Below are 15504 nucleotides of genomic sequence, written 5' to 3'. Positions count from 1 at the left end.
TTAATCCCTGTTTTTTACCGCTTGCGAACCCATTAACACCAAAAACGTAATGCCCGCGCCGACCGCAACAGCAATTAACTGGCTGTCATTTTGAGTAAACGGCGTGTGGAATTCCTCAATCTTGCTGGATAAGGCGTTATACGCATCATTAGACGCTTTCACTAGCCCAAGATAATCCCCCACGGTGGAATAGGCGAATACCGCGCAGCCAATCAGGGAAAACACAACCTTAAGCAACTTATTCATGGAATTTAGCTTCAATCCCTCGTTATACTGAATATCATCGGACGTGAAAAAATCACGGTTATCCGCCATAAAGGACGCAAACAACGCCACAAAGCAGAAATACACGCCAATTCCCCCGCCGCAGAGTAAAAGCACCCGTGATACCGCATAAATACTGGCTTTGATGGTGATGCTTTCGGCTACTTCCTTGACTGCCTTCGTTTTCACCAAATCGTGCAGTAATTCCCTCTTTAACCGTTCCACTTCCTGCCATTCGGTAGGAGTCAGGGGAGCATCTTCCTTTAATGGGTAATTGGCAGTATTACCCCCCCGTGTTTCCTCTTCTTCTGAAAACATGATGCAGCATTTCCTAATACTAGAATGTAGAAGGAATAAGATATATGCTTATCCCCTATCCCCTGTTTCTTCTAATTAAATATCCCCCTTACCTCGCGCCAAAATCTCTTTATGGGATTGGTAATATAGTGTTTCTCAGGGATAAGAGAAGCATCGCTTTCTGAACCATGCTGAAGCCAATGCAGCATCCTTTGTTTGGACAGTTCCCTATCGGCTTGTAATTGCTTCAGGTAAGGAGCATTACTGATAGATTCCTGCCCGGCTATGGCATCTACTTCCCGCACATGGGCATCTACCCAGGCTTTAAGCTCAATCACGTCCATTACATCGTTATGGCGTTCTTCTTCCGCCCTTAAATCTGCAAACAGCTTGGTTTTATATTCCTCCAGTTTGTTCTGGTATTTCGTATTAGCCAGGCTTAAATCAGTACCCACTTTATCAATGGCAAGCGAGCTATCACCCCCCGCTTTATAGATAGCAGCAAGTGCCGTATTATATTCCTTGATGCCTTCAATATAATTGAGGGCATTTTGTTGAATAACTGGCATGGCAAGCGAAAGCCGCTCTCCCACCTGCCCCATATCAGAAATCTGTTTACAGGCTTTTTCATCACCAAGGGCAGCCTTCACAATAAGCGCATTATTGATGGCAAAATGCTTCGCGGTCGCTTTTTTAACCTGTTTTCCGAAGCTGGAAACATGATCCTTAACGTATCTGGATGTAGTTTTACTCATTGCCAATCTTCCTGATAGTGTCAATGGTGGAATTATCGGGCGGGATGAAGTGAATCAGGGTGAGGGTGGGAACTATCCAAAGGAGGTTAGCAACCACCGTCACTATAATTTTGGTGGAAAGGCTTAAACGGGAACCTTGAGGCGTAGCAGGAGCGTGCCCGTTATCTTTTTTTGCTCGCGTTCCACTGTATGAAGATTGTCGGTAAACGCATGAATGCCATCGTTTAGTTGCTGGTGGATAGCATGGTTTTTTACCGCGACCCGCTCCGTCACACGCTCCAGCATGGAATCCACCTGGCTTGCTTCCTGTGAGTGCTGGTAGTCTATATAAGCAATCAGCGCATTTTCTATCGCTGCAAGGGTCTCGGAGAAGCTGTGACCGCTCGCGTCAATCTGGCTGGCAATCCCATCAATCTGGCTCTCCGCAAGCTGTATACCCATTGTCTGCGCTTTAAAACCCACCATCCCACGCACTTCGGCATTGACCGTCAGGGCGTTTTCCCCTGCCGTTTCAAAGGACACAGGATTTTCTGCCAGAACCTTATCCTCTATAGCCTCTGAAACGGTTGTAACAGGCGTAATTGCAGTTTTTTCCTCTACCGCAACAATGGACTGCGCCACCTCTAGAAAATAATACTTTACCGCTTCTATCTGATCAGAAGTTGGATTATTTATATCCATATTCTGCTGCTCCATATAGTGCTTAATTTCCTTCCTGGAAACACTTACCTTGTGCTGTAAGGACGATTGAATGCGTTTGATATAGTCGGTCATTTCCCTTTCTCCTTATGCGGTTTACAGAGGATTTAAAATAGTCCAGACCTTCTCTTTTTTGTCGCTCTCTGAAAGGTTCGGATCATTGATAACCTCTACCAGTTTCTTCCCTGCTTCCACCTCGGCCTTCGTATAATGCACAGGTGGGATAAACTGAATATGGGGATTATCCTTGTCCTGCCTGTCGCTCGTCGTAAATGGTTCCCGCATAGTCTTACCTCACGCCGATTGAACCTCTATCGTTTCCACTTCAAACTGAAAGGAACCCGTGCCATATTTATGGCGATAGGTATACGCCCGCAAGTAAATCGGGTGTAATTCCCTGGCAGTGTAATAGCGCAACTGATTAAACCGGAAGCCCCTTACATCCTTTGGAATATCGCGGAACCAGCGGATAATCGTGACATTGGAACATTTAAAACCTGCAATCTTTTTCAGTTCTGTGAAAACATCCGCGCCTTTATAGGTTGTATTGTGTTGAAGATTGCTGGTTTTTAAATACCCCTCAAGAAGCTGGGTTAAAGGCAATTTGGATGCCCGGAATGTGGTTTTTAAGGAAGCGGCCAGCTTGAGGGAATCGGTGGTTATATCCAGTGCGTTATCCCGCAAAGCCTCCTTGATACGATACCAGGTAGCAGGCGAAACAGAGTGCCCCAGATACTCCTCATATACCTGCTTTAGCCAGTTATTCCTGGTGTATTTCATGGGCATAATGCAGTTATTTCCTAACTCTCTCTATTACTGTAGCAGATACATACTTCTTGTAGCAGCTACATACAGCTATAAGTTATTGAGATTGTTAATAGGTTTGCAGAGAAACGGCTATTTCACTTATAAGGCAGGCGAAGCGCCATACAAAATTATGTGCGAACTTTTTTAGGGGATAATAGTAGCTGACAAAGCCTGCTCCCGCCAGCTACATACCATGCCCGATAGATATAAAGGTAAAAAGATGAGTATTGTACTTCCGCAAGAAGTATTTGAAATTGTAGAGAAACTGGCTACCGACCAGGACAGGAGCAACAGCTATATCATTGTGCAGCTTGTCAAGCAGGCGCTCAAAGCCGGGGGGCATGAGGTATAAGAGGGGTTGCAGGCTTTTCTATCACATCAGTCACTTTATCACGCCCAAACCGTCTGTAATAAACGAAAAGACAAGGCTTCTGAGGCGTGTAACATACTGCATGAAACACAAAGCCTGTAGCGGGTGCAGGGGTCTTATAGAGACAGTTACAGCGTAATACACCCCGTTACAGTGAGAGCATCTTATGCGAGAGTAAAAAGGCATAATCCTCTCGGATTCTGTACTAAGGCGAAAGTTGCAGACAGAATGCAGCACAGGCAGGCAAAGGCTTCCCCCAGTTTCTATCATGCGTGGGTACTTTGCAGCAGCACGGGTTTAACCCCCGAAAAACAGGGTTTTTAGCCAGGAAGATAGTGGATAGAAGAAAAAGAAACACGGGGGGATTCCTGGCTAATCCCCCCGTGTTTCTTTTTGTTTATTAAAAGCTGCTAAAAAACTCCCGGTTATTTTTATTTCGGGTTAATCGGTTGCGATTTAACACAATAGTGTATAAGACCTGTCTCCCTATTGATTCATCAACGTAAACCCTGAAAGTTGCAAAGTGATACAGGAAACCAAACCGCCACGCATTGCGCCTGGCATAATAGCAGCCCCAAAAATCAGACAGATTTACTGGTGTGAATTTTGGAAAGATGCAATCCACCCTGAAATGTGGAAAAGAAGACCTGTAATTATAGTTTCTTATAAACATAATTTACATGGGCATTGCACTGTAATACCAACATCAAGTAAACCGCAGGATGATAATGAATGGGCTTATAAATTATCGTTAGAAATTGAAGATAATGGAGTTAACTCCTGGGCTATTTGTAACCATCCTTATACTGTTTCAATTAGTCGCTTGATGAAATTTAAAGGTGAAATACCCTTATTACCAAAAGAAGATTTTAATCAGATATTGGATAAACTTATGAAATGGCTGCCCAAGCCTTTTTAGCTTGACTAACTATTATTTTTTGATACAGTATATGTGTATACGGCACTTGATTAAGTTTGAGTTGTCCGCTGCCCCTAAGTAAAATTAGGGGAATGAATTGCCAGGGGGACTAATCATTAGTCCCCCTTGGTTTTTTACAGGGTTATAATTCCTGTTTTATTCTCTTTATTCTCCTTTTTTTATTAGCTATTCCCCTAAATATTTGTAAATAACTTATAAATAACTGCAAGTTAATGTAATTTTTAGCTTATGCAATGCCGAACCAGGCAGCGAAAAGCATAGCTACATTAAACAGGAACTATTACAATGGTTGCATAAGTAGCAGGTAGTAGCAGCTACATATCAAAGTGAGGGGAACGAAGTGAAAGAAGCAGAACACGCCGCGTTTGAAATGGTGGATCTGTTCGCCTCCGTGGGCGCAGACCGTTTTGATGTGACCCTCACCAACCTTCAAGGTGAAAAAATCCGCTACCGCCCGAACCTGGAGACCCAGGATGTGCGCGGTAAAATCCCTAAATCCCTGGAGCTTGCGGAGGAACAGCAGCAGAACATTATCATCCGCCCCCGCGTTTCGGATAAAGCCACGTTCTTTGTGCAACTGGATGACCTGAACGATACCCAGATCCTGAAAGTGCAGCCAGCCGCACTCCTTACGATTGAAACCAGTCCGGGGAATTTCCAGGCATGGATAGCGATCGCTTCCAGTCAGGCAATCACCGAAAAAGAGATAGGCAGCGCCCTACGCAGAACCACGGGAGCCGATATAAGCGCAAGCGGAGCCACCCGCCTTGCCGGAAGCCGGAATTACAAGGAAAAATACGCGCCCGATTATCCCACAATTACGATTAGCCACAGCAGCCCCACCCTGGTAATGACCACACAGCAGCTTCAAGCAATGGGTTTGCTGACGATTCCATCGCGCGTAGTGTCCAGACCCTTACTTCGTAACGAATGGACAGAGAAAAAGCCTAAACGCTTCCCCGACTATGACCGCTGCCTGCAAAACGCCCCCACTAATACGAAGGGAGATGGACAGGATACCAGCAGGGCGGATTATACCTGGTGCATGATTGCAATTGACTGGGGCTGGAGCGTGGAAGAAACCGCCGCCCAACTCCTGAGAGAGCGCACCGACGACAGGAAACGCCACCGTAACACCCAGAGATACGCGGAAGCAACCGCCCGCAGTGCCGCAAATGGCGTAGAGCGCAACCGTTCGCAGGGAAGATAATTGTAAACTCCCAAACCTGCTTTATAGATGAAGCATAGGCTCTTGTTTGCCTCCAAGCACCCGCACAATTAAAATGCCCTCTTCCTTTGGCTGATAGTAGATGGCATGGGAGCGGTATTCATAACGCTGTAGTCCTGGTGCAATAAAGCTATAATTGCTTCCCCAGCTTTGATGTTCTGCCAATAACTCAAAACAATTATCTAGCCCTGAAATATACTCTTGCGCTATGCGTAAGCCAAAGTTCAAAATGGAATATTCGTAGATATTCTCAATATCACTCTCCGCTTTATTAGTGAGTTGATAGGTTGCCATTCTGCTTAAACCTATCTTCTACCCGTTTCATAATATCTTTTACCGTAGATGTACTTACATCACTGTCTAACCCTTCCTGAATAAGAGCAAACAAGTCGTGTTCTGCCTGTCGTTTATCCTGGTCACGGCGAATTAAATCACGAAAATACTCACTATCGTTGCCATAGCGTCCGCTCGCAATTTGAGCCTTAACCCATTCATCCATTGCATCAGGGATAGTAATGGTCTTACGCATCATAGACATTACCGTTACTCCTTTGTCTTAAACATGAGTATGCTTATAGTGTGATTATTATCATACTATAAGCAAACGTATAAAGAAAGCGAAATGCTTCCAAAGCGCTCCAGCGAAGCAACAGTCTGATAAATCGCACACATCTATATAAACAGTGCTTTTATAAAAATCGCTTTACGGTCAGGCATGACCGCTCTAGATATTTCCCCGTTCCTAGCGAGATTTGCTTTTTGAGCAAGCCGCTTTACGAGAAATATCTCTGGAGTATGTATGCAATCGTCTGATGCTGAAGAGTCTATTAAACCGATAGAGAGTAAATTGTATTCTATCGTTTTAACAGAAGATGAAAACCTAGCAATCGTAGAAGGGGCAGTAGAAGGAGCCATATTTACTGGCACTTCTGAAGAATGCCAAAATGAAATCCTGATGTCCCTGATGCTGGACTAACACCTATCAAGAAGGAGAAACACGGGGGGATAACCAATACCCCCCGTGTTTCCCCCTCACTGTTGAGTGCTGGAATAGAAAGAAAGCGGGCAGTTCAATCCGTTTTGTAGCAGTATTGTACATAAAACTTTGGGGATAAGGTATACTTCCTTCCGATAGTATTATTTGCAACACTGCCTTTGTTTTTGTCTGAAAATACTATCATAATTACCTGCTAACTTAAGGCTTAGATAAAGTATTATGAAACCTAAACAAGTTATTTCTTCTCTCCTTACCTCGGCAACGCTAGGGCAGTCGCTGAACCTTGCGGCATTCGCCACTGCGCCTGTTCTTACGGATAGTCATTCCACGGCAGATGCAACGCTGGTAGCGAATGCTTCCACGCCTCCTGCATTGCAGATTGTCGCAAAGGACGGCGATACAATAGGCGCAAAGGGCAAGGTGCGCGTTGGTGTAGGTGGTAACACCAATATTATAGATAAAAATGGCAGCATCGTGTATTTTGTTGACGGGGATGTTTTTCGTGACAAAACCCCTATCTTGGCAAAGGGTCAAATGATTGAGGGCTATAAAATCTGGGAAATCAAAGGCTATTACCTGTTTAAAAACGGCACGCTGGATATTTGCGCCGAACTGTATAACCCCCAGACCCGCGATCAAAAAACTATCGTGATGCGTAACAACGCTGTACTATTTGATTCCAAGGCAAGCGGACTGAGTGTAACCGCCTTCAATGCCACGCCGGCAGAAGAAAGCTATATACTCATTGCGAAAGATGCGAATTATAAAGACCGTTATCTGGTGAACAGTGAAGGCGCTTTGCTTACTGCCATGCCAAACTTGCCGCATCCAAAACCTTCACCTTATTTGCGTATTCTCCCTGGCGAGCCGCAGGAAGAGGAGGTAAAAAGGGTATTTCCTGAACTAGGCTTGGCCGGGGGTAGAAACTATGTCCGTGAAGTGCAGAAGTCCCAAAGTGGCGCTGAAGCAATCCTGGTAACTGCTGGTCTTGGCATTGGCCAAGGCTTTAAAGGAACCGCCATTATCAAGCGAGGTGGAAAGGCAGTGGAGAATCAAGCACCGAAGCAGAAACCACAAAAGATTTATGATATTTTTGTGGGCGGCTTGCTTGATGAGAGTGGTGGGCAGGCAGTAGAAGATGTTACAAATCGCATAAAAATAGATAATAGTTATAAAAATATCACAGTTAAGTATGCTACGCATACTGATTACAGTAAGATTAAAAACTACATAGCTGAAGCAAAATCCAATGGCGCAAGTGAAATCAATGTTATAGCGCATAGTTGGGGAAGCAACCAAGCAACTAATGCTGTTATAGATTCAAAAATACCAGTTACAAATCTTGTTTTAGTAGATCCGGTTGCCGATCTGCCTACTGCGGACGCACCCACTGGAGGACGTGATCGTGATAAACCAAAACAAGAAACTTGGGAAGAAAGAGTGAAAAAGCGTCTTGCTGCCGTAAGAAAAAATGTAACTGGTCTGGTTGTTGATATAAATGCAACGGGTGACAGCAAAAAGCTTAGTGATGGTAATGGTTATGCTTCTATCGGAGGAAAGTGGGGAACCATAGCAAAATCTGTACCAGGTGTAATATTAATTGAATCACCCACTCAACATGCATATTTTCCAGAAATGATAGGAGAAAAAGATAACGACAATAATGCTGTCACTAACGCAAGTGCCAGAGTAAATGGTAGGACAATATTTGACATTATAACCAATGGTTCTTATAACCATTCTAAAAATAGATAAAAGATAATTCTATGAAAACTATCAGCAAAATACCTCTATCAGTCTATATTTTTTTAAGTATGACACAGAGTACATATTTTGCTGAAGCAGCCAAATCAGAAGAGTATAATGGTGTCACTATAGAAAAGTTTGAAAAATATCAAAAAATATCAACGGGAAGTTTTTCACTAAACGTCCCGAAAGATTGGAGAATAGAGCCAGAAGATGCAGGGACGATTCTTGCTAAAAAGCAGGGAAGAAATTCTCCTTTTATGATTCTCTATTCTCACGAGCTTATTAAAAATGCTACAGATGAACAAATTCAGGATTTTAGGGAAAACCAGAAATCCAATAGATTAAAGGATAATTTGCCTTTTGATTTGCAAAAATTCCTTAAAGAAAGCATTTGGCATTCTGGAATAAAGACAGTGAAATTAGAACCTAATCTTACCAAACAAATGTTAGATGTTGAAGAATTAATTCCCAATGAAGAAGATACAAAACAAGTTCCAATTTGCACATTCTTCAGGCAGTATAATGCCTACAAAACTAATTTAAACTTAACGATAATATTTGAAGGCACATGCAAGGATACTCGCCCGGAGCTTGAAAAAATAGAGAACTCTTTTATTTGGAAGTATTAGAAATACGCAACGTCGTGGACAAGCTACCAGGCTAAATTTTAATGTCCCTGATGCTGAACTAAGCTACTAGGAGAAACACGGGAGTTAGCTGTAATAACCTCCCATGTTTTTCTTTTCTGTAGAATATTTATAGTATTTTTAATGGGGGTCTCTATTAGCCTTAAAAACTATAATCAACTAATCTTTATAAGTTAAAAGTTAGTAATGATAAGCTCGCGCCCTTTTTGCGCTGTGGCTTGCCTGTAGTTGTTCATTCCATATTGGCAATGATATTCACGAATACCGGCGAAGCCGAATAGCTGGCGGATCTCAGGGCTGTCATCATAGGTGATCAGCCATCGGTGCGGAGAGATGCGAGCATGATGGGCGAACTCCGCATGATTGAACGCAGTGTGAAGCTCGCCTTTGTGTCCATATAACTTTGAGGAGGTGGCGCTCAGGTAAGGTGGATCGAGATAGAGAAACACATTCTGCCCTGGCGCGTGGAGGAGTTGCTCATAGCCGCCGCAGGTGATGTCTACTCCCCCCATCAGTGCAGTAAGTGTGAGGAGTTTCTGAATGGAGGACTCGGTAAAGCGGTGCTGGAAGGCACTTTCAGAATAGCCTCCAGCTTCAACCACCCCTGAAAAAGTGATGCGGTTCAAGATGAAGAAACGCGCTGCCCGTTCTAGTAGGTCGGTTGTGTCAAAATTCCAGATAAGGTGCTGGTATAATTTAGTTCCAAACTTATGATTATGCCGCAGCGTCATAACCGCCTGAACCAGCCTGTCCGCGTTCTGCTGGACGCTTTGCCAAAAGCCGGCAATGTCCTGCTGGAGGTCATTCATCCAGTAACGCCCGATTTTTCCTGCGAACAGGGAACGCATCGCCAGAAACATTGATCCGCCGCCGATAAAAGGCTCGCGGTATTCTCTGATATCCACAGGAATATAGGGAAGCAGGATATCCAGCACTTTCGCCTTGCCGCCAGGATAGCGCAGCGGAGTTTTTACCTTGAAAACTTCCCTGCGCGTGGGACATTCCTGCATGAGAAGAAGAAATTCCTTTTGCAGTTCCTGCCGTCGCTGTTGCACAGTGGTGGGCGAGACCTTTAGCGCATTGGCAATTGAGCGGACGGAATCGCCTTCATAGAGACGCTGCATTACCTGACGGGTATTTCCTTCCCTCCATCCGTGATATCGGTATCTGCTCCTGAAATGCTGTCCGCAGTCCTTACATATTAGTTTCTGTGCGTTGTTAGTTGGGTGTGTTCCATTACGCTGCGTGTTGCTGTTACCGCAGAAAGGACAGGAATAAGAGCTTTTTGAGGACATGATACAAGACTGTTATAAGGGAAAGCACAGCTTTCTTGTAACAGAATGACTGATAATTACCAGTCATTCTGTTACAGTATTGCAGCATTCGTAGTCTCCAGTCCTTAACTAAGGGCTTCGCCCTCGCGCACCGCAAGGGCGCACCCCTAAAGGGTTTTGGCTCCCCCCACCCTTCGGGCGAGTACCCCCCAAAATTCTTGGCAAAGCCAAGAATGCTAACCCTTGCACCTTGCTACCCCACGTTCGCCACGCGGCAAGGGTTGTTGACGCATTCAACAACCCTAAAACCACTAAGGAGTAGCAACGATGGATACACAATCTCAAACCCTTTCTATCAGAAGAAACACTATTATCAACGGCGATTGCTTGAACGTTATGCCGGAACTGCCCAGCCGCAGCATCCATTTTATACTGACTGATCCACCTTATCTCATCAACTATAAATCACGGGACGGACGGAAAGTGCCTAATGATAATAACGATACCTGGTTAAAGCCTGCGTTTGCCCAGATGTACCGTGTGTTGAAGCATAATAGCTTCTGCGTCAGTTTTTATGGCTACCGCCACGCGGATAAATTCATTGATGCTTACCGCAGCGCAGGTTTCCGCGTCATAGGGCATTTCGCCTTTCCCAAACGTTATACGTCCTCCAAAGGCTTTATACGCGCCCAGCATGAATGCGCTCATTTATTGGCGAAAGGCAGCCCCAAGCAGCCTGATTATACCATTGGTGATGTGATTGACTGGACATATAGCGGTAATAAACTGCACCCGACGCAAAAGCCTGTTTCCGTATTACAGCCGCTGATTGATACCTTCTGCCCGCCGAACGGATTAGTATTAGACCCCTTCGCCGGATCAGGCTCAACCCTGCTTGCCGCCCGAATGCTGGGGCGGAGTTATCTGGGCATAGAGCTTGACCCTGGCTATCACGCGACGGCAGCCAAACGACTGGAGGTTATTGCCTGAATCACTTTTATTACACACAAGACCGGAGGCTGCACCCCGCAGCCTCCCAATAACACTGCGGCCAAAGGGTTTGCCACCCTTTGGATACCCGGCAACCTGTCCCGTGGCTTGCCACGGGGAAACCAAAGTATTTTTGCTTAATCCCTTGAAACCGTTTCTGTATCCGGCATAGGGTTTACGTCAACAAACTGCGATTTCCTGACGTAACCCTCTCCCACATGCCCTAACATGGACAGGGATGCCACCGCGCCCTTCACCTGTTCCGGTCTCACTTCCAGGTATTTCTGCAATTCCTCTAAATTCCTATGCCCTGAGACTTCCTGTATAATCCTAAGCGGGATACCCGCATTAGACATCTGGGTTAAGGCAGTCCGCCTGAAACTATGGGTACTCACCCCCTCAAACCCCATGCCCTCGCACGTCTCACGCAATACGCGAGAGGCGGATTCAGAATGAATATGCCCCCTGCCGTGCCTGCCGGGAAACAGAAACCCCTCACGGCTGTCAGGTGTGTACTTCACCAGCAGCCCCCTCAGTTCCTCAATCACCGGCACTGCCCTGGCTGCCAGTTTTCCCTTGGTGTTGTGCCTGCGAAAGATAATCTCACCCCGCACACGCATCCTTTTATCGTATACATCCAGGGTATTCAGGGTACAGGCTTCATTGATGCGGCAGGCGGTGTACAGGCACACACCGAACAAAGCGCGGTCACGGTCAGACTGAAATCCTTCATTGAAAAGGAACTGTATTTCTTCCTGCGTGAGGATTTTGGCTTTGCCGTGCCGGTTGATTTTCATAGCCCATAGAAAATATACCCTACTCAACAGGCTACAACAATGAGGGGCATAAAAATTTCCTGGCGGCGGGCAGCCAGTGCAACCAAACTTTTTACAGGTTAATAATACTTAAACTGCTGGTAGCCTGGGCTGTTACCAAAGGAGGAAGGAGAAAAGTAAAATTACGTGGCTTTTTGATTTTGGGAAGATTCTAAAAGTAACTGTAATTACCTTAATGATTGCGAAGACTGGCATTAGTACCAGATAGCATAATTATTTTTTCTTTATCTTCTTCATCAATGTTATTTAATATTTTTTTCATGAATTTAGTATTACTAATGAGGAAAGTCGCGCCAATTACTACGGAAAATACAGAAGCATATAAAACTATACTTTTAATTCCATCTTCCATCTGATATATGCTCCTTCTAAAAAAAGAGCCAACTTTATTAGCTGGCTCTTTTATCTAGTATAAATTTATTAGATTAAAACCAATGTTCAAGTAATAAAGTTCGTTCTACCGTTTAAAAAACCGTAGAACTTTCTTGACAGTAGCAGGGTCTTTCATAACTTTACCAAGGTATGTAATACTTTGTATTACATCTTTCCCGACAGAAAGAGTAGAAGCAGCAGTAGAAATCATGAGTTCATAATTTGTAGAACCATGATGTTCACTGGAATGAAGTCTTTCTGTATAACCTCCTTTTAGCGTCACTTCGTATTCATGATATTCCTTGCTACTCCAACTCCCAACAAGGTTGTTAAGGTCTACGGCGCTTTTAACCCTTGCTAAATCTTCGTTTAAAACCTCTCTTTGAGCAGAAGTGAAACTAGAGACCAATTTATCTATTTCTGTTTTTGATAAGGTAGCCAGATAATTAAGCCTCTTATCAGCATTTAAGCGAACATAATCGTTTCCATTCATGTTTTTGACGCTGAAATCACGTGGACAGTAGGTTAAGAAGGATATTATACGCGCACTATCTATTATTCCTTGCTTTTATTTCCGCTTCGGGGTCAATCGGCGCTCTTTCAATAATAATTTCATCAATGCACGGGAGCGTTCCATCATCTTCGCCTTTTGCAAATTCCCAAAAGGGAGGATGGTACTCACGAACCCACTCCACACTATTAGTAAAAAATCCATTAATCAAAGGGTTAAGATTGCGCCCGAACATTTTAATCTGCATGTGCGGGTAGATTAACCCGACAAAATCCGCCAGCCCTGTATGAGCGACATCGTAAAGCAGGTCATAACGCGGCATCAGAAGCATCTGTTTTGAGTATATCCTCAGCCGTAACAGTGGGTCAGTGGTGGGTGCGGAGAACGCCCGGTAGGGAATATTTTCCTCATCCCAGGGGAATTTCAAAACTTTATCATCACGCGAATCAGCAGTAACCTGTTTTGATTTCGCGGCTGCAATAATATCCTCCGTAATGCTCATACTTACCGCTCCCATTCTCTTGATTGCGACTGTGAATTACTATCCTTCTGTACAGACTGCCTGGCTTGCGCCGTTATCCTCTCTGTTTCCGATAACGGCTTGCTCGCTTGGTTGGAAGTAAAGCCGGTTCCCCTGGAAGTGTCAAATGAATTTTCAAGCTGCGCCTTTGAATTTGCTTGTGAAACCTCGCTCGTGGTCACGCCCTGGTTTTTAAGCGATTGCCCGATATTCTGGATATCCTGCAAGGTTGCTTTTGAGGAGGGTTGCGCCCCCGCTTCGGGTGCGTTCAGTTGCTCGCGCACGGGTTCGCTTAGGTTGCCGTTCGGGTTTTCCCACGAAGTGGAATCTTTTTTTAACGGAGCAGCGGACGGACTTACTTGGTGGGTATCGGTTTGTGAGGCACGGCGCACTACCGCATTAGCCATACTTGTCTGCCTCTCCGCCCGCAGCGTTGCGGCACTTTCTGCAACGCTGCTTTGCTCCTGGGTCTGGTGTATATTCGGTTTCGCCATAGCGCAAAGTTTTGAAACTAGATCAGTTGTAGCATTTTTCACGCAGATATGGTCTGCAACCCGCCTGCAATCTGGATGCAACCTATCTGCGTCCAGGATGGTTGCGTTTGCGTTCACAATGCAGGTATGGCGCAATCAGACTTCATGCAAGGTGAAGGAAAGATACCTGCAACATGCCCCCCGTGTTTCTCCTTTCCTTCTACATAACTTCACGAGCGACTAGCGAGTGCCTTCCCCTCTTAGACTTCGTTAGAAGGCTAAGAGCGCAATAAGGCATTGGTAAACCAATGCACGCAGGCTGCACCTGCGTTAATTATTGCGACGGATGAAATGCTGCACCCAATGAGGCGGAAAACCAGCCTGTAAGCTGTGTCTGGTTAAAGTAAAAAGAAGCAAAAACAATAGAAGAGAGTAAATAAAACCCAAATATCGCTGTATTCCTTGCTGTATCAGCCTTTACAGTTTTTTTGTATGTTAAATTTTTTTAACATGGATGTTAAAAATTTTGCACATGAATGTTAAATATAGTTTAACATTAGCGTAGATTATAAATTAACACGGGTGTCAGCTTAATGATGAATCTGAAAGTGGTAGGGGAAGAAGAGGACAGCCCGCGAAGGCAGAAAACGATTAAAAGGGTCAGGTCAGTCGCCAGAAGAACACGCCTTGTCGGTACTCAGGACATGATAAACGCTACTACCGGAGAGATAGTAGAGTGCAACATTGTCCAGATGGAGGAGAAAGATTTTAACTTTCAGAAATTGTGGCTGGGTCACATTCTGGAAGCGATTGACGAGATAGGCAACGCCAAAATGAAAGTGTTGATGTACCTGCTAAATAAACGCGATAAAGGAAACAACGCTGTCATACGAACCGCCGAAGGAATAGCCCATGATGTCGGGGTCAGCCGGCAAACCGTAGGAGAAACCCTCAAGATTCTGGAACAGCATGGCATCATTAAAAGGGTGACGGGTGCTGTCTATCTCAACCCCGATGTGATATTCAAGGGCGGGAAAGATAAACGCCTGAACGTTCTGCTGCAATACCGGGAACTTGACGACGATGACGAACAGGACGAACCTTTGCAGGAACAAGCCCACGAGATTAAACAGAAGAACACCCCTGAATACCTGAAAAAACGCAAAGCCAGACTGTTGGCGGAACTGGCAGAGCTTGAAGAATCATGAGGTCTTTCCACCGAATATGACCATTGCAGTTGCCCCCCGTGTTTCCCTGATATGAAAAGAAACACGGGGGCATATCAAGGTAGAACGGCTTATCGGCTGAAATCCCGTCCCTGCGTGTCCCTGGCTTTGACTCTTTCCTGAAAGGAGGTAGGTTGACGTGCGGCAAGGATGGCTTGCTCCCTTGCCCGTGCAATGGCATTTTCCGAGCGGTTGACCGCAGGAGCAGCCACATTGCTCTGCGCCTTCTGATGAGCATCCCGCGCCGCGATCGCAGAGCCTCGGTTTAACTGATAGCGGGTGCGGTATTTTTCGACGCTTTCCCAGTTTTTTGGACTGTTCCGGTTTCCTTGCTGTTGTTCCCAGTCCTGTTTTACCGTGCTGTAGCGTTCTGTCATAAGGTTATCTATATCCACGCGGCGGTTATGCTCTCCTACACGGGTTTTGACCCCCTGTTTTTCAAGGGCATTCGCCTGTTTCCCCTTATGGGCTTTCGGTTTAATCCCCTCCTGTTTTTCAGCGTCATAGCGGACATCGTTCACCCCTGCCTTTTCAAGGGCATCATTGACG

At 45.1% G+C, this 15504-nt stretch carries 22 protein-coding genes; 8 read left to right on the top strand and 14 right to left on the bottom strand.

The annotated features are described in order from the left end of the window. The 5 genes from CDG79_RS22410 to CDG79_RS22390 all read right to left on the bottom strand — a co-directional run bounded on the left by CDG79_RS22410 (position 1) and on the right by CDG79_RS22390 (position 2801). The gene (locus CDG79_RS22410; RefSeq protein ID WP_094344099.1) at positions 1–582 is read right to left on the bottom strand and encodes a hypothetical protein; all 582 of its coding nucleotides are present in this window, start codon (positions 580–582) and stop codon (positions 1–3) included. Between the two features lie 71 nt (positions 583–653). Further along, positions 654–1316 (bottom strand): hypothetical protein, encoded by a 663-nt coding sequence (locus CDG79_RS22405; RefSeq protein WP_094344098.1) that lies wholly within the window; start codon positions 1314–1316, stop codon positions 654–656. Between the two features lie 123 nt (positions 1317–1439). After that, entirely contained in the window at positions 1440–2090 is a 651-nt protein-coding gene (locus CDG79_RS22400; RefSeq protein WP_094344097.1) for a hypothetical protein, read from the bottom strand. 21 nt (positions 2091–2111) lie between these two features. Further along, complete coding sequence (locus CDG79_RS22395) at positions 2112–2300, bottom strand: hypothetical protein (protein ID WP_094344096.1); 189 nt, start codon at positions 2298–2300, stop codon at positions 2112–2114. 9 nt (positions 2301–2309) lie between these two features. Beyond that, the gene (locus tag CDG79_RS22390) at positions 2310–2801 is read right to left on the bottom strand and encodes a hypothetical protein (RefSeq protein WP_094344095.1); all 492 of its coding nucleotides are present in this window, start codon (positions 2799–2801) and stop codon (positions 2310–2312) included. A 241-nt stretch (positions 2802–3042) separates the two neighbouring features. Between CDG79_RS22390 and CDG79_RS44900 the strand changes: the two genes are divergently transcribed. The 3 genes from CDG79_RS44900 (at position 3043) to CDG79_RS22380 (ending at position 5342) form a co-directional block, all read left to right on the top strand. Next, the gene (locus tag CDG79_RS44900) at positions 3043–3174 is read left to right on the top strand and encodes a ribbon-helix-helix domain-containing protein (RefSeq protein ID WP_189525088.1); all 132 of its coding nucleotides are present in this window, start codon (positions 3043–3045) and stop codon (positions 3172–3174) included. Between the two features lie 541 nt (positions 3175–3715). After that, the gene (locus tag CDG79_RS22385) at positions 3716–4111 is read left to right on the top strand and encodes a type II toxin-antitoxin system PemK/MazF family toxin (protein WP_094344094.1); all 396 of its coding nucleotides are present in this window, start codon (positions 3716–3718) and stop codon (positions 4109–4111) included. Positions 4112–4472: 361 nt separating this feature from the next. After that, positions 4473–5342, top strand: coding sequence for a DNA-primase RepB domain-containing protein (locus CDG79_RS22380; protein ID WP_094344093.1), 870 nt, complete (start codon positions 4473–4475; stop codon positions 5340–5342). A 21-nt stretch (positions 5343–5363) separates the two neighbouring features. On the opposite strand, the gene CDG79_RS22375 is transcribed toward CDG79_RS22380, so the two are convergent. Then, complete coding sequence (locus tag CDG79_RS22375) at positions 5364–5654, bottom strand: type II toxin-antitoxin system RelE/ParE family toxin (protein ID WP_094344092.1); 291 nt, start codon at positions 5652–5654, stop codon at positions 5364–5366. Continuing rightward, positions 5632–5898 (bottom strand): type II toxin-antitoxin system ParD family antitoxin, encoded by a 267-nt coding sequence (locus CDG79_RS22370; RefSeq protein ID WP_094344091.1) that lies wholly within the window; start codon positions 5896–5898, stop codon positions 5632–5634. The genes CDG79_RS22375 and CDG79_RS22370 overlap by 23 nt, the downstream gene beginning before the upstream one ends. 261 nt (positions 5899–6159) lie before the next feature. Here CDG79_RS22370 and CDG79_RS42610 point away from each other — a divergent pair, with 261 nt between their 5' ends. The 3 genes from CDG79_RS42610 to CDG79_RS22360 all read left to right on the top strand — a co-directional run bounded on the left by CDG79_RS42610 (position 6160) and on the right by CDG79_RS22360 (position 8735). Continuing rightward, complete coding sequence (locus tag CDG79_RS42610) at positions 6160–6336, top strand: hypothetical protein (protein WP_189525087.1); 177 nt, start codon at positions 6160–6162, stop codon at positions 6334–6336. Between the two features lie 240 nt (positions 6337–6576). After that, positions 6577–8112 carry a hypothetical protein gene (locus CDG79_RS22365; protein ID WP_094344090.1) on the top strand — a complete coding sequence of 512 codons (1536 nt, stop codon included), beginning with the start codon at positions 6577–6579 and terminating at the stop codon, positions 8110–8112. 11 nt (positions 8113–8123) lie between these two features. Continuing rightward, a complete protein-coding gene (locus tag CDG79_RS22360) occupies positions 8124–8735 on the top strand; it encodes a hypothetical protein (protein ID WP_143855549.1) in 612 nt (203 codons plus the stop codon). A 191-nt stretch (positions 8736–8926) separates the two neighbouring features. Here the strand turns inward: CDG79_RS22360 and CDG79_RS22355 are convergent, their stop codons facing one another. Further along, complete coding sequence (locus tag CDG79_RS22355; protein ID WP_189525086.1) at positions 8927–9877, bottom strand: DNA adenine methylase; 951 nt, start codon at positions 9875–9877, stop codon at positions 8927–8929. Between the two features lie 477 nt (positions 9878–10354). On the opposite strand from CDG79_RS22355, the gene CDG79_RS22350 reads away from it, so the two are divergent. Further along, positions 10355–11017, top strand: coding sequence for a DNA methyltransferase (locus tag CDG79_RS22350; RefSeq protein ID WP_094344088.1), 663 nt, complete (start codon positions 10355–10357; stop codon positions 11015–11017). A gap of 137 nt (positions 11018–11154) precedes the next feature. Here CDG79_RS22350 and CDG79_RS22345 read toward each other — a convergent pair whose 3' ends face one another. The 5 genes from CDG79_RS22345 to CDG79_RS22325 form a co-directional block, all read right to left on the bottom strand. Next, on the bottom strand, positions 11155–11814 hold the full coding sequence (locus tag CDG79_RS22345) for a tyrosine-type recombinase/integrase (protein ID WP_094344087.1): 660 nt from the start codon (positions 11812–11814) through the stop codon (positions 11155–11157). A gap of 211 nt (positions 11815–12025) precedes the next feature. Further along, positions 12026–12205, bottom strand: coding sequence for a hypothetical protein (locus CDG79_RS22340; protein ID WP_094344086.1), 180 nt, complete (start codon positions 12203–12205; stop codon positions 12026–12028). A gap of 105 nt (positions 12206–12310) precedes the next feature. Further along, complete coding sequence (locus tag CDG79_RS22335; protein WP_094344085.1) at positions 12311–12718, bottom strand: hypothetical protein; 408 nt, start codon at positions 12716–12718, stop codon at positions 12311–12313. Positions 12719–12773: 55 nt separating this feature from the next. Next, positions 12774–13238 carry a hypothetical protein gene (locus CDG79_RS22330; RefSeq protein ID WP_094344084.1) on the bottom strand — a complete coding sequence of 155 codons (465 nt, stop codon included), beginning with the start codon at positions 13236–13238 and terminating at the stop codon, positions 12774–12776. 2 nt (positions 13239–13240) lie between these two features. After that, positions 13241–13663, bottom strand: coding sequence for a hypothetical protein (locus tag CDG79_RS22325; protein WP_143855547.1), 423 nt, complete (start codon positions 13661–13663; stop codon positions 13241–13243). Between the two features lie 659 nt (positions 13664–14322). On the opposite strand from CDG79_RS22325, the gene CDG79_RS22320 reads away from it, so the two are divergent. After that, complete coding sequence (locus CDG79_RS22320; protein WP_094344082.1) at positions 14323–14937, top strand: replication/maintenance protein RepL; 615 nt, start codon at positions 14323–14325, stop codon at positions 14935–14937. Positions 14938–15026: 89 nt separating this feature from the next. On the opposite strand, the gene CDG79_RS42605 is transcribed toward CDG79_RS22320, so the two are convergent. Next, positions 15027–15504, bottom strand: a 478-nt coding sequence (locus CDG79_RS42605; RefSeq protein WP_189525084.1) for a hypothetical protein, incomplete at its 5' end; no start/stop codon positions are given.

This window comes from Nostoc sp. 'Peltigera membranacea cyanobiont' 232 (genome assembly GCF_002245985.1).
Lineage (GTDB): Bacteria > Cyanobacteriota > Cyanobacteriia > Cyanobacteriales > Nostocaceae > Nostoc.
This window is presented reverse-complemented; position numbering and strand designations above follow the sequence as displayed.

Excerpts from the sequence above, each read along its gene's own strand:
- CDG79_RS22410 (WP_094344099.1), bottom strand. The coding sequence starts at position 582 with ATGTTTTCAGAAGAAGAGGAAACACGGGGGGGTAATACTGCCAATTAC.
- CDG79_RS22405 (WP_094344098.1), bottom strand. The coding sequence starts at position 1,316 with ATGAGTAAAACTACATCCAGATACGTTAAGGATCATGTTTCCAGCTTC.
- CDG79_RS22400 (WP_094344097.1), bottom strand. The coding sequence starts at position 2,090 with ATGACCGACTATATCAAACGCATTCAATCGTCCTTACAGCACAAGGTA.
- CDG79_RS22395 (WP_094344096.1), bottom strand. The coding sequence starts at position 2,300 with ATGCGGGAACCATTTACGACGAGCGACAGGCAGGACAAGGATAATCCC.
- CDG79_RS22390 (WP_094344095.1), bottom strand. The coding sequence starts at position 2,801 with ATGCCCATGAAATACACCAGGAATAACTGGCTAAAGCAGGTATATGAG.
- CDG79_RS44900 (WP_189525088.1), top strand. The coding sequence starts at position 3,043 with ATGAGTATTGTACTTCCGCAAGAAGTATTTGAAATTGTAGAGAAACTG.
- CDG79_RS22375 (WP_094344092.1), bottom strand. The coding sequence starts at position 5,654 with ATGGCAACCTATCAACTCACTAATAAAGCGGAGAGTGATATTGAGAAT.
- CDG79_RS22370 (WP_094344091.1), bottom strand. The coding sequence starts at position 5,898 with ATGTCTATGATGCGTAAGACCATTACTATCCCTGATGCAATGGATGAA.
- CDG79_RS42610 (WP_189525087.1), top strand. The coding sequence starts at position 6,160 with ATGCAATCGTCTGATGCTGAAGAGTCTATTAAACCGATAGAGAGTAAA.
- CDG79_RS22365 (WP_094344090.1), top strand. The coding sequence starts at position 6,577 with ATGAAACCTAAACAAGTTATTTCTTCTCTCCTTACCTCGGCAACGCTA.
- CDG79_RS22360 (WP_143855549.1), top strand. The coding sequence starts at position 8,124 with ATGAAAACTATCAGCAAAATACCTCTATCAGTCTATATTTTTTTAAGT.
- CDG79_RS22355 (WP_189525086.1), bottom strand. The coding sequence starts at position 9,877 with ATGCAGCGTCTCTATGAAGGCGATTCCGTCCGCTCAATTGCCAATGCG.
- CDG79_RS22350 (WP_094344088.1), top strand. The coding sequence starts at position 10,355 with ATGGATACACAATCTCAAACCCTTTCTATCAGAAGAAACACTATTATC.
- CDG79_RS22345 (WP_094344087.1), bottom strand. The coding sequence starts at position 11,814 with ATGAAAATCAACCGGCACGGCAAAGCCAAAATCCTCACGCAGGAAGAA.
- CDG79_RS22340 (WP_094344086.1), bottom strand. The coding sequence starts at position 12,205 with ATGGAAGATGGAATTAAAAGTATAGTTTTATATGCTTCTGTATTTTCC.
- CDG79_RS22335 (WP_094344085.1), bottom strand. The coding sequence starts at position 12,718 with ATGAATGGAAACGATTATGTTCGCTTAAATGCTGATAAGAGGCTTAAT.
- CDG79_RS22330 (WP_094344084.1), bottom strand. The coding sequence starts at position 13,238 with ATGAGCATTACGGAGGATATTATTGCAGCCGCGAAATCAAAACAGGTT.
- CDG79_RS22325 (WP_143855547.1), bottom strand. The coding sequence starts at position 13,663 with ATGGCTAATGCGGTAGTGCGCCGTGCCTCACAAACCGATACCCACCAA.
- CDG79_RS22320 (WP_094344082.1), top strand. The coding sequence starts at position 14,323 with ATGATGAATCTGAAAGTGGTAGGGGAAGAAGAGGACAGCCCGCGAAGG.